This is a genomic window from Cobetia amphilecti, assembly GCF_032923285.1.
Lineage (GTDB): Bacteria > Pseudomonadota > Gammaproteobacteria > Pseudomonadales > Halomonadaceae > Cobetia > Cobetia amphilecti.
Genome location: NZ_CP136695.1, coordinates 1 through 14,556, shown reverse-complemented (window position 1 = coordinate 14,556; position 14,556 = coordinate 1). Strand labels below are relative to the sequence as shown.

Below are 14,556 nucleotides of genomic sequence, written 5' to 3'. Positions count from 1 at the left end.
TTCCAGGATGCCTACTCAACCGAACAACCCGCAGCCGACCGCAGCGTCATCGCATGACGATGATGTCGTGGTAATGGGGAAGCTTACCAGCCCCTATGGCGTCAAAGGCTGGCTCAAGGTGTATTCCTACACCAGCCCGATTGACGGCATCTTCGATTACGCTGGCTGGATGCTGAAGCTGGACGGGAAGCAGATTCCCGCCCGCCTCGCTCAGGCACGTCGCCATGGCAAGGGCCTGGTGGCACAGCTCGAAGGTATCGACAGTCGCGAAGCAGCACAGGAGCTGGCCGGGGCGGAGATTCTCCTGCCCAAGCAGCACCTGCCGCAGCTGGAAGTCGGTGAGTACTACTGGCATCAACTGGAAGGTCTCGAGGTGGTAACGCTGGATGGCCAGCGCCTCGGGAAAGTGAGCACCCTGATGGAAACCGGTGCCAACGACGTTCTGGTGATAAAGCCGAACGACGACAGCATCGATGAGAAGGAACGGCTCGTGCCGTACCTTCCCGATCAGGTGGTTCGCGATGTGGATCTCACCACTGGGCGCATGAGCGTCGACTGGGATCCCGAATTCTGATGTTAAGCACAGAGAGCTGACGCCTGTGTGGATTGGTGTAGTGAGCCTGTTTCCGGAAATGTTCACGGCGATTACCGCCAGTGGCGTGACCGGCCGAGCGGTCGACAAGGGCCTGCTCGAGGTCGATTTCTGGAATCCTCGCGACTACGCCACCGACAGGCACCGTACGGTCGATGATCGTCCCTACGGCGGTGGTCCCGGCATGTTGATGAAGGTCGAGACCCTGCGTGGCGCCATTCGTGACGCCCGCGCCGCTGGCGGTGACAACGCTCGTGTGATCTATCTCTCCCCGCAAGGCCGCAAGCTGGATCAGGCCGGTGCCCGCGAACTGGCGACGCAAGAGCGTCTGATCGTGGTGGCCGGACGCTATGAAGGCATTGATGAGCGCGTGGTGGAAGAGGAGATCGACGAGGAGTGGTCGATCGGCGATTACGTCCTGTCTGGCGGGGAACTGCCGGCCATGGTCCTGATCGATACGGTGGCACGCCTGGTGCCGGGCGTACTCGGGCATGAAGCCAGCGCGGAGGAGGATTCCTTCACCGATGGCCTGCTCGATTGTCCGCACTATACCCGCCCTGAAGTCATCGACGGCAAGCGGGTGCCGGATGTTCTGCTCAGTGGCAATCATGCCCTGATCAAGCGCTGGCGGTTGCAGCAGTCTCTGGGACGTACCTGGCTCAGGCGTCCGGATTTGCTGGAGAGTCGCACGTTGACTCGTGAGGAGCGCAAGCTGCTCGACGAGTTCATCGCGCAGCACGCCCGGAAAGGCAAGGCCTGACCGCTGCGAACCGAAGGTTCGCTGTCAGGAGAAGGCCGCCACCGTGGCGGAGGTGCGGCACGGCCCGGAGTCATCTTGCGGGAGTTCCGTGGCGCGTCACACACAAGGTCGATCCCCGTGTTCAAGGCCGTTTGCGGTGCCGGGGTCATGACGAACATCAATCCCAGGATTGATGCTAACGAATTTGGAGCTAGCGATGAGCAGCAAGAATAAACTGATCCAGGCGATCGAAAACGAGCAGATGGCCAAGGAAATCCCGGCCTTTGCACCGGGCGACACCATCGTCGTCCAGGTCAAGGTCGTCGAAGGTACTCGCGAGCGTCTGCAGGCCTTCGAAGGCGTGGTGATCGGCAAGCGTAACCGCGGTCTGAACTCCGCCTTCACCGTCCGCAAGATCTCCCACGGTGTGGGCGTCGAGCGTACCTTCCAGACTTACAGCCCGCAGGTTGCCGCTATCGACGTCAAGCGTCGTGGTGACGTCCGTCAGGCCAAGCTGTACTACCTCCGTGAGCGTAGCGGCAAGTCTGCACGCATCAAGGAAAAGCTGGGCTAAGCGCTCCGCATTCCCTGACTGCAGAACTCGGCAGTACTGCGGGGGAGCGAATTGCCACTTGCTCCTCCGCCATATGAAGACCCCGCCATGCATCGCATGGCGGGGTCTTCGTGTTTGTGCACCAGGGAAATCCGCTATGACTTGCAGCGGGTTCATTTCATCGTCAGGGCATCACGGTAGAATCGAGGCTCACGCAGGCCAGGTGCCGCGGTACATGACGGCCACAGCGAGCGCGGATGACGCGTCATTGAGGACGGGGAAGCGGGAATGATGGACGACGATGCGTTGGTCGAGGCCTTTCTCGATACGTTGTGGCTAGAGCGGGGTGCCAGTGACAATACGCTCGGCGCCTATCGCAGTGATCTCACGGCCTGGCGGCGCAGGTTGGTCGATCAGGCGGAGGCGGGTGCTGACGCGGTGCCGTTGCTGAGCGTGGCACCGCAGCAGGTGCAGGCCTTCTGTGACTCGCGGCGTGAGTCGCATGCGCTGCGCTCCACGGCGCGTCTGCTGTCGGCGCTGCGGCGCTTCTATCGCTGGGCGCTGGCCGAAGGCATGATCGAGGCGGACCCGCTGCATGAGGTGCGTCTGCCGCGCGTGATTCCCAGCCTGCCGGGCACGCTGGATGAGGAAGAGGTCGAGCGCCTGCTGGAGGCGCCGGATCTCGAGACGCCCATCGGGCTGCGTGACCGCACCATGCTCGAAGTGCTCTACGGAGCGGGGCTGCGCATCAGCGAGCTGGTCAACCTGAGTGTCGATGCGCTCAATCTGCGCCAGGGTGTCGTGCGTGTCACCGGCAAGGGCGATCGTGAGCGGCTGGTGCCGCTGGGCGAGGAGGCCTGTGACTGGTTGTCACGCTGGCTGTCCGTTGGCCGACCTGCGATGATGGCCGACCAGACGCGTCCGGCACTGTTTCCCGGCCGACACGACAAGGCCATGACGCGACAGACCTTCTGGCATCGCATCCGGCGTCACGCCGTGACTGCGGCCATCAGCAAGCCTCTGTCACCGCATACGCTGCGCCATGCCTTCGCCACGCACCTGCTCAATCACGGTGCCAACCTGCGTGTCGTGCAGCTGTTGCTGGGACATCGTGATCTTTCCACGACCCAGATCTATACCCATGTGGCCCAGGCGCGTCTGGAGCGTCTGCATGCCGAACATCATCCGCGTGGCTGAGTGTCCTTCTCTCTGCGCGCGGACGCCAAGGAGTGTTTGATGAGCAAGTCTTTCCGTCGTCCGCAGGCCCTGTCCCGTGCGATCAGCCTCCTGAGCGCCGGCGCCATGCTGACGCTTGTGGCGCCATTGGCCCAGGCTGATGCGCTGGATGATCTGCGCGACAAGCTCGTCGTCAATGGCCAGCCGCTGCCGGTCGAATCACTGGCCTCAAGCCCCATCAACGGTCTCTATGAGGTGCGCCTGACCAGTGGCGAGAGCTTCTTTACCGATATCGACGGCAAGCATCTGATCGTGGGTGAGATGTACCGCAATGATGGCGACAAGGGGCTGGTCAATCTCAGCGAGCAGAAGGCCAATGGCGAGCGCCTCGAGCTGCTGGCCGAGGTCAGTGAAGATGATATGGTCATCTTCCGCCCGGCGGGTGAGGTCAAGGCGGTGATCAGTGTCTTCACCGATACCACCTGCCCGTATTGCCGCAAGCTGCACCAGGAAGTGCCGGAACTCAATGCACGTGGCATCGAAGTCCGCTATCTGGCCTTCCCGCGCGGTGGCATGCGCTCGCAGGGCGCGCGTGAGCTGGCGCAGGTGTGGTGTGCGGACAATCCCACCGAGGCGATGAACCAGATCAAGAATGAAGGCGAAGTGCCCAAGCAGGCAGCCAGCTGCGATGCGCCGGTGCAAAGCCAGTATCAGCTGGGCACGCGCATGGGGGTGCAGGGTACCCCGGCCATCGTGATGCCGGATGGCCAGATGGTGCCGGGCTACCTGCCGGTGGAGCGTCTTGCCAGCATGCTGGGCATTGATGACTGAGCCACAGGCGACAAGACTGCGCGTTGACAGGGCGTCCTGCCTTGCTACCGTGGTCACGACAGACGTACGTGCAGGATGTCTGGATAATAGACCGACGTGAGATCGGCAAGGCCGTCGCTGACAGTGGCGCGGCCCTCAAGGCTGGATACCGTAACAAGAGAGGAAAGCGACGTTGAAACCGGTGAAAGTAGGAATCTGTGGTCTAGGGACCGTAGGCGGCGGCACTTATAACGTGCTGATTCGCAATGCCGATGAGATTGCGCGTCGTGCTGGACGCCCGATCATCGTCGAACAGGTCGGCGCACGACGCGACAATCCTGACTGCGATATCACCGGCGTCAGCCGCACGCATGACATCTTCGAGGTCGCGCGCAATCCCGAGGTCGACGTGCTGGTCGAGCTGATCGGCGGCTACGATGTCGCCTATCAGCTGGTGATGGAAGCCATCGCCAACGGCAAGCATGTCGTGACCGCCAACAAGGCGCTGATCGCCGTCCACGGCAACGAGATCTTCCGTGCCGCGGCTGAGAAAGGCGTGATGGTGGCCTTCGAAGCCGCAGTAGCCGGTGGCATTCCCGTCATCAAGTCGCTGCGTGAAGGCCTGGGTGCCAACCGCATCCAGTGGCTGGCCGGCATCATCAACGGCACCGGCAACTTCATCCTCAGCGCGATGCGTGATGAAGGTCGCAGCTTCGAGGACGTGCTGGCCGAGGCGCAGGCGCTGGGCTATGCCGAAGCCGATCCGACCTTCGATGTCGAAGGCATCGATGCCGCGCACAAGCTGACCATCCTGGCCTCGATCGCCTTCGGCGTGCCGCTGCAGTTCGACAAGGCCTACACCGAAGGCATCTCGCGCATCACGGCCGAGGACATCGAGCAGGCCGATAACCTGGGCTACATCATCAAGCATCTGGGCATCACCCGCGCCACGGCCAAGGGCCTCGAGCTGCGCGTGCATCCGACGCTGATTCCCAAGGAACGTCTGCTGGCCAACGTGCATGGCGTCAAGAATGCCATCGAGGTGATGGGCGACGCTGTCGGCCCGACCCTTTACTACGGCGCCGGCGCCGGTGCAGAGCCGACGGCCTCTGCCGTGGTCGCGGACCTGCTCGACGTGGCGCGCGATATCGCCACCGACCACCGCTACCGCGTGCCGTATCTGGCCTTCGCCGAGATCAATCAGCACGGCGATACCCTGCCGATCCTGCCGATGGAAGAGATCGAGACGGCCTGCTATCTGCGTCTGCACGCAGTGGACCGCCCGGGCGTGTTGGCGCGTGTCGCGTCGATCCTCTCCGAGCAGGGCATCTCCATCGAGGCGATCATCCAGAAGGAAGCCACCGAAGGGGAGCTGGTGCCGATCATTCTGCTCACGCACCGTGCGCGCGAACTGCACATGAACGAAGCGATTCGCCAGCTGGAAGCGCTGGTGGATGTCGCCGGTTCCGTGGTGCGCATTCGTGTCGAGGATCTCGACGACAACGCCTGATCGCGGGCAAACGGGGCGGGGCTGTCGACGGTGATGGCACCGCCCCGCTGGGCAGCCGGCGCAGGCCGGAAGAGCAAGAATCATAACGGTGGCAAGAGCCACGGGAAGACACGACATGCGTTATATTTCCACGCGCGGCCAGGCGCCGGCGCTCGGTTTTGAAGATGTGGTTCTCACGGGGCTTGCCAGCGATGGTGGCCTGTACGTGCCGGAAACCCTGCCGCAGTTCAGCGCCGAAGAGCTGACGGCGATGGCCGGTGAGTCCTACGCGGAAATCGCCTTCCGTGTCATGAAGCCCTTCGTCGATGGCGCCATCGATGACGAGACCTTCCGTGACATCGTGCGCGAGACCTACGCGACCTTCAGTCACGATGCCGTCGTGCCGCTCAATCAGCTCGACAGCAACCATTACCTGCTGGAGCTGTTCCACGGCCCGACGCTGGCCTTCAAGGATGTCGCGCTGCAGCTGCTGGGGCGCCTGCTGGATCACTTCCTTGCCAAGCGCGGCGAGCGTGCGGTGATCATGGGCGCGACCTCCGGTGATACCGGTTCTGCCGCCATCGAAGGCTGCCGAGCCTGCGATCATGTGGATATCTTCATTCTGCATCCGCACAACCGTGTCTCCGAAGTGCAGCGTCGCCAGATGACCTCCGTGCTGGCGCCCAACGTCTTCAACATCGCCATCGAAGGCAACTTCGATGATGCCCAGGCGATGGTGAAGGCCAGCTTCGCCGATCAGGACTTCCTGAACGGCACGCGTCTGGTCGCGGTCAACTCGATCAACTGGGCGCGCATCATGGCCCAGACCGTCTACTACGTGGCCGCCGGTGTGGCGCTGGGCGCTCCGGCGCGTCAGGTCAGCTTCACGGTGCCGTCGGCCAACTTCGGCAACATCTTTGCCGGCTATCTGGCCTCGCGCATGGGGCTGCCGGTGCGCCAGCTGGTGATCGCCACCAACGCCAACGACATCCTGCATCGCACCATCTCCTCCAATGACTTCTCACGTCAGGAGCTGAAGGCGACGCTGGCACCGTCGATGGATATCGTGGTGTCCTCCAACTTCGAACGTCTGCTGTTCGAAGCCTATGGCCGCGATGGTCAGGCGATCCGTGAGCTGCTCGAGCACTTCTCGCGGGAACCGGCAGCACTGGCGGATGCCCCGCTGGCGAAGCTGCGTGAGCTGTTCTCCAGCCACAGTGTCGATGACGAGACGATCCTCGAGGTCATCCGAGAGGCGCACCATCGCACCGGTGAGATTCTCGATCCGCATACGGCAACCGGCTATCGTGCGGCTGAGGTCTGCCGCACCGATAGCGCGACGCCGATGATCACGCTGGCGACGGCGCATCCGGCCAAGTTTGCCGAAGCCGTGGCGCGTGCCGGCTTTGCTGGCGTCGATCTGCCGCCGCATCTGCATGACCTGCTGGAGCGCGAGGAGCGTTACAGCGTACTGCCGGCGGAGTTGGCGGCAGTGCAGGACTTCGTGCGCGAGAATCGCCGCGGGTGATTGCAACAACTGCCGGTTGGCCCGTTCGGGGTGATCGGCAGTCATCTTTTCATGGCCGTCATGTCTGCAGTCCGCTGCCGAGATGACGGCCATGTCGTTTGTCAGGAGTTCCTCATGTCTGTCACTTCCCCCGTGTCGCCCCCATTCTCGCAAGACTCCATGAGTCGTCCGGACGAGCGCACGCTTGCGGCCAGCATTGCGCGGGTCATTCAACCGCGCGTGCGTGACGAGCGTCTCTATCAGCAGGGCATCGCGACCGGGCTCAGCGAATTGCAGGCACGTGTGCTGGCAGGGCGCCTGACGCTGGAGAGCTGCAAGGCGCCCCTGGAGGCGCTGGTCACGCCGGCGCTCCGGCATATCGAGCATCCCGAACGGCTGGCCGATGGCCGGAGCGCGGCAGAGCGCATCGCGCGCGCCGTCGCCGAGGGGGAGCATATCGGCATCCTCACCGACTATGACGTGGATGGAATCACCTCGCATGTGGTGATGCTGCGCACGCTGACCGAGCTGTTCGATGTGCCCAACGATCGCGTGCACAGTCTGATCGGCCATCGCATCCATGATGGTTATGGCATCAGTCTGCCGCTGGTCGAGCGCATCATGACGCTGTCACCGCGTCCGTCTCTGATCGTGACCGCGGACTGCGGCTCCAGTGATGAGGCGCGTCTGGCATTGCTCAAGGAGGCGGGGATAGAGGTGGTGGTGACGGATCACCATGCGTTGCCTCAGGAAGGGCCGCCGGCTTCCGCCTACGCGACCGTCAATCCGACACGAGATGACTGCGCCTATCCCGACGCGACCATTGCCGGTTGCATGGTTGCCTGGCTGACCATGTCACTGACCCGTAACGTCTTGATCGAGCAGGGCAGGTTGCCGAGCGATGCCCCCAAGCTGTCGCCGTGGCTGTCGTATGTGGCGCTGGGGACGGTGGCGGACTGTGTGTCACTGGGGGGCAGTGCGATCAATCGTGCGGTCGTCAATCTGGGCCTCACGCTGATCAACCGCATGCAGGAACCCTGCTGGCGCGCGATGGCAGAGCGGCTCGGGGCGGATAGCGTGCCCTTCAATGCCGAGACGCTGGCCTTCCAGATGGGGCCGCGTATCAATGCCCGCTCGCGTCTGGATGACCCGTACGCCGCGCTGCATTTCATGTTGGCGCGGGAAGATGACGCGGCGCAGCGTGCGCTGGAAGTGCTCGATCAGGACAACCAGTCACGCAAGGCGATCGAAGCCGAGATGGTCGAATCGGCGCGTGCCCTGGCGCTTACCTCCTTGCGGGAAGGGCATCAGGTGATCGTGGTCCATCTGGAGGATGGTCATCCCGGGGTGCAGGGCATTGTCGCTTCGCGTCTGGTGCAGCAGTTCGGGCGACCGACCGTCGTGCTGACACCAGCTGCAGTGCCCGGCATGTTGACGGGCTCCGGGCGCTCCATCGAAGGATTGCACCTGCGGGATGCGCTGCAGCGCGCCCATGATCTCGCACCGCAGTGCCTGCCGCGCTTCGGTGGGCATCGCGGCGCCGCCGGGGTGGGCTTGCCGCTGACGGAAAAGAATACCTTCACTCGTGCCCTGCAACAGGCAGCCGCGGAGCAGTTGGGGGAGAGGGCGCTCAATCCCTTGATTCTCAGTGATGGTGAGCTGGTGGAAGGGCAGTTGAGTCTGGAGACGCTGGATGAGCTAGAGCGTCTGGCGCCCTTCGGGCGTGAGTTCGAGGCGCCTCTCTTCGAGGGCAGCTTCCTGGTCGAGAGCCTCAGGCCGGTAGGCGCCGATGGCACGCACCTGTCATTGGAGCTCTCGCTCGGGCGTACACGCCTCAAGGCGATCTGGTTCCGTGCGCTGTCACCGGGGGAATCACCGGCATTTGGCGTGGGGGCCTCTCTGAAGTGTGCTTACAAGTTGTCGCGCAATCGCTGGCGGGGGAGAGAGTCACTGCAGTTGATGCTGGAGCACGCAGTGCCTGCATGAGCTTGTTTGAATTGATAGCGATATCTGGCCAAAAAGCCCTTGCCATCAAGCCGATTCCTGCGTAAAGTACGCATCCGCTGCCGGGGACGCATGGCGTTACCAGCGGTGAAAGAGGTTTGCAGGTGATTGTTTTGCTTGAGGTTTTTGAAGTCCGCTTCGAAGTCATCGATTGACAATCCCGGGCGATTCGCTAGAATACGCCGCACTCCTTACGGAACAGGTGATCGAGCAATGCTCCTCACCGCTTGATGATGCTTAGAGGCAGTCGACTGACTCATCATCAAGTGCTTGACTTCTCAAGCGTTCCGGGTAGAATATGCCTCCTCGCTTAACGGCGACGCTCTTTAAAAATTTGATCAGGTAATTCGTGTGAGCGCTTGCCGATGAGTGGTGACAAGGTCACCAAATATCGGAGCAAGCCTCTCACGAGAAGTTTGACTCTGAACCAAGTTTGGTCTGCTTAACAGACTATCAAGCTTTCAACTGAAGAGTTTGATCATGGCTCAGATTGAACGCTGGCGGCAGGCTTAACACATGCAAGTCGAGCGGAAACGATCCTAGCTTGCTAGGAGGCGTCGAGCGGCGGACGGGTGAGTAATGCATGGGAATCTGCCCGATAGTGGGGGACAACCTGGGGAAACTCAGGCTAATACCGCATACGTCCTACGGGAGAAAGCAGGGGATCTTCGGACCTTGCGCTATCGGATGAGCCCATGTCGGATTAGCTTGTTGGTGAGGTAATGGCTCACCAAGGCGACGATCCGTAGCTGGTCTGAGAGGATGATCAGCCACACTGGGACTGAGACACGGCCCAGACTCCTACGGGAGGCAGCAGTGGGGAATATTGGACAATGGGCGAAAGCCTGATCCAGCCATGCCGCGTGTGTGAAGAAGGCCTTCGGGTTGTAAAGCACTTTCAGCGAGGAAGAACGCCTTGGGACTAATACTCCCGAGGAAAGACATCACTCGCAGAAGAAGCACCGGCTAACTCCGTGCCAGCAGCCGCGGTAATACGGAGGGTGCAAGCGTTAATCGGAATTACTGGGCGTAAAGCGCGCGTAGGTGGCTAAGTCAGCCAGGTGTGAAAGCCCCGGGCTCAACCTGGGAACGGCATCTGGAACTGCTTGGCTAGAGTGCAGGAGAGGAAGGTAGAATTCCCGGTGTAGCGGTGAAATGCGTAGAGATCGGGAGGAATACCAGTGGCGAAGGCGGCCTTCTGGACTGACACTGACACTGAGGTGCGAAAGCGTGGGTAGCAAACAGGATTAGATACCCTGGTAGTCCACGCCGTAAACGATGTCAACTAGCCGTTGGGTCCCTTGAGGACTTAGTGGCGCAGCTAACGCAATAAGTTGACCGCCTGGGGAGTACGGCCGCAAGGTTAAAACTCAAATGAATTGACGGGGGCCCGCACAAGCGGTGGAGCATGTGGTTTAATTCGATGCAACGCGAAGAACCTTACCTACCCTTGACATCCAGAGGACTTTCCAGAGATGGATTGGTGCCTTCGGGAACTCTGAGACAGGTGCTGCATGGCTGTCGTCAGCTCGTGTTGTGAAATGTTGGGTTAAGTCCCGTAACGAGCGCAACCCCTATCCTTATTTGCCAGCGAGTAATGTCGGGAACTCTAAGGAGACTGCCGGTGACAAACCGGAGGAAGGTGGGGACGACGTCAAGTCATCATGGCCCTTACGGGTAGGGCTACACACGTGCTACAATGGCAAGTACAAAGGGTTGCAATACTGCGAAGTGGAGCCAATCCCATAAAGCTTGCCTCAGTCCGGATTGGAGTCTGCAACTCGACTCCATGAAGTCGGAATCGCTAGTAATCGTGGATCAGAATGCCACGGTGAATACGTTCCCGGGCCTTGTACACACCGCCCGTCACACCATGGGAGTGGACTGCACCAGAAGTGGTTAGCCTAACCTTCGGGAGGGCGATCACCACGGTGTGGTTCATGACTGGGGTGAAGTCGTAACAAGGTAGCCCTAGGGGAACCTGGGGCTGGATCACCTCCTTATCGACACTGTCTACTGCTCGCGGCAAGTGCTCACAACGAATTACCTGATCAAGTTAGTTTATCGAGTAGTAGTGTCGGGTCTGTAGCTCAGTTGGTTAGAGCGCACCCCTGATAAGGGTGAGGTCGGCAGTTCAAATCTGCCCAGACCCACCAAAAGCTTCGTGCTTTTGTCGACACGGTTTTGCCGACTTTGGGGCCATAGCTCAGCTGGGAGAGCGCCTGCCTTGCACGCAGGAGGTCAGCGGTTCGATCCCGCTTGGCTCCACCATGAAAGTCCGGTTCAGCTTCTACTACCTGATAACGCTGCACAGTCCACAGTGACAAGCATATCGCCTTCCTCGTGAAGGTTGTGTGACTTCTCACTGTTCTCTGAACAGCCGCTCTTTAACAATGTGAATCATGCTGACGATAGATGTGTGCGCCAAGCGCATGTCTATCAAAACGATATGTCGGAGAGGTCCGACAGATTCGTAATCCTTGACAGACCCCTTGGGGTTATATGGTCAAGCGATTAAGCGCATACGGTGGATGCCTTGGCAGCCAGAGGCGATGAAGGACGTGATAGCCTGCGATAAGCGTTGGCGAGGTGGCAAATACCCTGCGACCCAACGATTTCCGAATGGGGAAACCCACTCACCATCAGGTGAGTATCTATAGGCCAATACATAACCTATAGAGGCAAACCCGGGGAACTGAAACATCTAAGTACCCGGAGGAAAAGAAATCAACCGAGATTCCCCAAGTAGCGGCGAGCGAACGGGGACCAGCCCTTAAGCGTGACAACTGACAGACGAACAAGCTGGGAAGCTTGACGATACAGGGTGATAGTCCCGTAGTCGAAGTCTGAGTCACGTGAAATCGAGTAGGTCGGGGCACGAGAAACCTTGACTGAACATGGGGGGACCATCCTCCAAGGCTAAATACTCCTGGCTGACCGATAGTGAACCAGTACCGTGAGGGAAAGGCGAAAAGAACCCCGGCGAGGGGAGTGAAATAGATCCTGAAACCGTATGCGTACAAGCAGTGGGAGCACCTTCGTGGTGTGACCGCGTACCTTTTGTATAATGGGTCAGCGACTTATATTCTGTGGCGAGCTTAACCGTATAGGGGAGGCGTAGGGAAACCGAGTCTTAACTGGGCGACCAGTCGCAGGGTATAGACCCGAAACCGGGCGATCTATCCATGGCCAGGGTGAAGATTGAGTAACATCAATTGGAGGCCCGAACCCAAGTATGTTGAAAAATGCTGGGATGAGCTGTGGATCGGAGTGAAAGGCTAATCAAGCCCGGAGATAGCTGGTTCTCCTCGAAAGCTATTTAGGTAGCGCCTCACGTATCACCGCTGGGGGTAGAGCACTGTTTCGGCTAGGGGGTCATCCCGACTTACCAACCCGAGGCAAACTCCGAATACCAGTGAGTGCAGCGTGGGAGACACACAGCGGGTGCTAACGTCCGTTGTGAAAAGGGAAACAACCCAGACCGTCAGCTAAGGTCCCAAAATCCTGATTAAGTGGGAAACGATGTGGGAAGGCTCAGACAGCTAGGAGGTTGGCTTAGAAGCAGCCATCCTTTAAAGAAAGCGTAATAGCTCACTAGTCGAGTCGGCCTGCGCGGAAGATATAACGGGGCTAAATCAGGTACCGAAGCTACGGGTTCATCCTTATGGATGAGCGGTAGAGGAGCGTCGTGTAAGCCAATGAAGGTGGATTGAGAAGTCTGCTGGAGGTATCACGAGTGCGAATGCTGACATGAGTAACGATAAGGGGAGTGAAAAACTCCCCCGCCGGAAGACCAAGGTTTTCTGTTCTACGTTAATCGGAGCAGAGTGAGTCGGCCCCTAAGGCGAGGCGGAAACGCGTAGTCGATGGGAAACGGGTTAATATTCCCGTACCGGATGTGGTTGCGATGGGGGGACGAAGAAGGCTAGGTGAGCCAGGCGTTGGTTGTCCTGGTGAAAGCATGTAGGCCGAGGAATCAGGCAAATCCGGTTCCTCTGAGGTCGAGATGCGAGACGAACTGACCACGGTCAGGAAGTCATCGATGCCACGCTTCCAGGAAAAGCCTCTAAGCTTCAGATCACATGCGACCGTACCCCAAACCGACACAGGTGGTCAGGTAGAGAATACCAAGGCGCTTGAGAGAACTCGGGTGAAGGAACTAGGCAAAATGGCACCGTAACTTCGGGAGAAGGTGCACCGGTTCGAGTGAAGGACTTGCTCCGTAAGCTCTTACCGGTCGAAGATACCAGGTGGCTGCAACTGTTTATTAAAAACACAGCACTCTGCAAACGCGCAAGCGGACGTATAGGGTGTGACGCCTGCCCGGTGCCGGAAGGTTAATTGATGGGGTTAGCTCACGCGAAGCTCTTGATCGAAGCCCCGGTAAACGGCGGCCGTAACTATAACGGTCCTAAGGTAGCGAAATTCCTTGTCGGGTAAGTTCCGACCTGCACGAATGGCGTAATGATGGCCACGCTGTCTCCACCCGAGACTCAGTGAAATTGAAATCGCAGTGAAGATGCTGTGTACCCGCGGCTAGACGGAAAGACCCCGTGAACCTTTACTATAGCTTTACACTGGATGCTGATGTTGTCTGTGTAGGATAGCTGGGAGGCTTTGAAACCACGTCGCCAGATGCGGTGGAGCCAACCTTGAAATACCAGCCTGACATCATTGGCGTTCTAACTCAGGTCCGTTATCCGGATCGAGGACAGTGTATGGTGGGTAGTTTGACTGGGGCGGTCTCCTCCTAAAGAGTAACGGAGGAGCACGAAGGTACCCTCAGCACGGTTGGAAATCGTGCATTGAGTGCAAGAGCATAAGGGTGCTTGACTGCGAGACAGACACGTCGAGCAGGTACGAAAGTAGGTTCTAGTGATCCGGTGGTTCTGTATGGAAGGGCCATCGCTCAACGGATAAAAGGTACTCCGGGGATAACAGGCTGATACCGCCCAAGAGTTCACATCGACGGCGGTGTTTGGCACCTCGATGTCGGCTCATCACATCCTGGGGCTGAAGTCGGTCCCAAGGGTATGGCTGTTCGCCATTTAAAGTGGTACGCGAGCTGGGTTTAGAACGTCGTGAGACAGTTCGGTCCCTATCTGCCGTGGGCGTCGGAAGTTTGAGAAGAGCTGCTCCTAGTACGAGAGGACCGGAGTGGACGAACCTCTGGTGTTCGGGTTGTCATGCCAATGGCATTGCCCGGTAGCTACGTTCGGACGGGATAACCGCTGAAAGCATCTAAGCGGGAAGCCCCCTTCAAGATGAGACTTCCCTGAGGCCTTGCGCCTCCTGAAGGGCCCTTGAAGACTACAAGGTTGATAGGCTGGGTGTGGAAGCACAGCAATGTGTTGAGCTAACCAGTACTAATTGCCCGTGAGGCTTGACCATATAACACCCAAGGGGTTTGCGCAGGCAAACCGCCGGGATTGCGACAGGATCGAGACATATCGGTCAGCATGATTCATATTGCGAGTCGCGAGGCCACAAGCCTCGAGACTCAGGCATCGCAAGATGCCACCGTTTCGCCTGACGACCATAGCGAGCGTGAACCACCCGATCCCATGCCGAACTCGGAAGTGAAACCGCTTAGCGCCGATGGTAGTGTGGAGTTTCTCCATGTGAGAGTAGGTCATCGTCAGGCACTTATACCGAACCGCCCCTGCAGCCTTGCTGCAGGGGCGGT

General features: G+C 59.5%; 8 protein-coding genes, 2 tRNA genes and 3 rRNA genes. All 13 read left to right on the top strand.

Annotation, left to right across the window (positions count from 1 at the left end; genetic code table 11):
* The first annotated feature begins 7 nt into the window (after window positions 1-7).
* The 13 genes from rimM (at window position 8) to rrf (ending at window position 14,514) form a co-directional block, all read left to right on the top strand.
* Window positions 8-574, top strand: a complete 567-nt coding sequence (gene rimM, locus R1T44_RS00065; RefSeq protein WP_082388946.1) for a ribosome maturation factor RimM — start codon at window positions 8-10, stop codon at window positions 572-574.
* A gap of 25 nt (window positions 575-599) precedes the next feature.
* On the top strand, window positions 600-1,352 hold the full coding sequence (gene trmD, locus R1T44_RS00060; protein ID WP_043336440.1) for a tRNA (guanosine(37)-N1)-methyltransferase TrmD: 753 nt from the start codon (window positions 600-602) through the stop codon (window positions 1,350-1,352).
* Window positions 1,353-1,548: 196 nt separating this feature from the next.
* A complete protein-coding gene (rplS, locus tag R1T44_RS00055; RefSeq protein ID WP_043336437.1) occupies window positions 1,549-1,905 on the top strand; it encodes a 50S ribosomal protein L19 in 357 nt (118 codons plus the stop codon).
* 270 nt (window positions 1,906-2,175) lie between these two features.
* Window positions 2,176-3,081 carry a site-specific tyrosine recombinase XerD gene (xerD, locus tag R1T44_RS00050; protein WP_317292904.1) on the top strand — a complete coding sequence of 302 codons (906 nt, stop codon included), beginning with the start codon at window positions 2,176-2,178 and terminating at the stop codon, window positions 3,079-3,081.
* A 39-nt stretch (window positions 3,082-3,120) separates the two neighbouring features.
* Window positions 3,121-3,891 carry a DsbC family protein gene (locus R1T44_RS00045; RefSeq protein ID WP_317292342.1) on the top strand — a complete coding sequence of 257 codons (771 nt, stop codon included), beginning with the start codon at window positions 3,121-3,123 and terminating at the stop codon, window positions 3,889-3,891.
* A gap of 172 nt (window positions 3,892-4,063) precedes the next feature.
* Window positions 4,064-5,380, top strand: a complete 1,317-nt coding sequence (locus R1T44_RS00040) for a homoserine dehydrogenase (RefSeq protein ID WP_153636631.1) — start codon at window positions 4,064-4,066, stop codon at window positions 5,378-5,380.
* A gap of 115 nt (window positions 5,381-5,495) precedes the next feature.
* Window positions 5,496-6,887 (top strand): threonine synthase, encoded by a 1,392-nt coding sequence (gene thrC / locus R1T44_RS00035; protein WP_043336430.1) that lies wholly within the window; start codon window positions 5,496-5,498, stop codon window positions 6,885-6,887.
* Between the two features lie 159 nt (window positions 6,888-7,046).
* Window positions 7,047-8,852, top strand: a complete 1,806-nt coding sequence (locus R1T44_RS00030) for a single-stranded-DNA-specific exonuclease RecJ (protein WP_317292903.1) — start codon at window positions 7,047-7,049, stop codon at window positions 8,850-8,852.
* 480 nt (window positions 8,853-9,332) lie between these two features.
* Window positions 9,333-10,873: ribosomal RNA gene (locus R1T44_RS00025) — 16S ribosomal RNA — on the top strand.
* A 76-nt stretch (window positions 10,874-10,949) separates the two neighbouring features.
* A tRNA-Ile gene (locus R1T44_RS00020) sits at window positions 10,950-11,026 on the top strand.
* Between the two features lie 39 nt (window positions 11,027-11,065).
* Window positions 11,066-11,141, top strand: a tRNA-Ala gene (locus R1T44_RS00015).
* A 233-nt stretch (window positions 11,142-11,374) separates the two neighbouring features.
* A 23S ribosomal RNA gene (locus R1T44_RS00010) occupies window positions 11,375-14,261 on the top strand.
* A gap of 137 nt (window positions 14,262-14,398) precedes the next feature.
* Window positions 14,399-14,514 (top strand): 5S ribosomal RNA (gene rrf, locus R1T44_RS00005).
* The 16S, 23S and 5S rRNA genes sit together here with 2 tRNA genes alongside, the layout of an rRNA operon.
* The last annotated feature ends 42 nt before the right edge of the window (window positions 14,515-14,556 follow it).

Coding starts and splice junctions, on each gene's coding strand:
- rimM (WP_082388946.1), top strand. CDS start 8: ATGCCTACTCAACCGAACAACCCGCAGCCGACCGCAGCGTCATCGCAT.
- rplS (WP_043336437.1), top strand. CDS start 1,549: ATGAGCAGCAAGAATAAACTGATCCAGGCGATCGAAAACGAGCAGATG.
- xerD (WP_317292904.1), top strand. CDS start 2,176: ATGGACGACGATGCGTTGGTCGAGGCCTTTCTCGATACGTTGTGGCTA.
- R1T44_RS00045 (WP_317292342.1), top strand. CDS start 3,121: ATGAGCAAGTCTTTCCGTCGTCCGCAGGCCCTGTCCCGTGCGATCAGC.
- thrC (WP_043336430.1), top strand. CDS start 5,496: ATGCGTTATATTTCCACGCGCGGCCAGGCGCCGGCGCTCGGTTTTGAA.
- R1T44_RS00030 (WP_317292903.1), top strand. CDS start 7,047: ATGAGTCGTCCGGACGAGCGCACGCTTGCGGCCAGCATTGCGCGGGTC.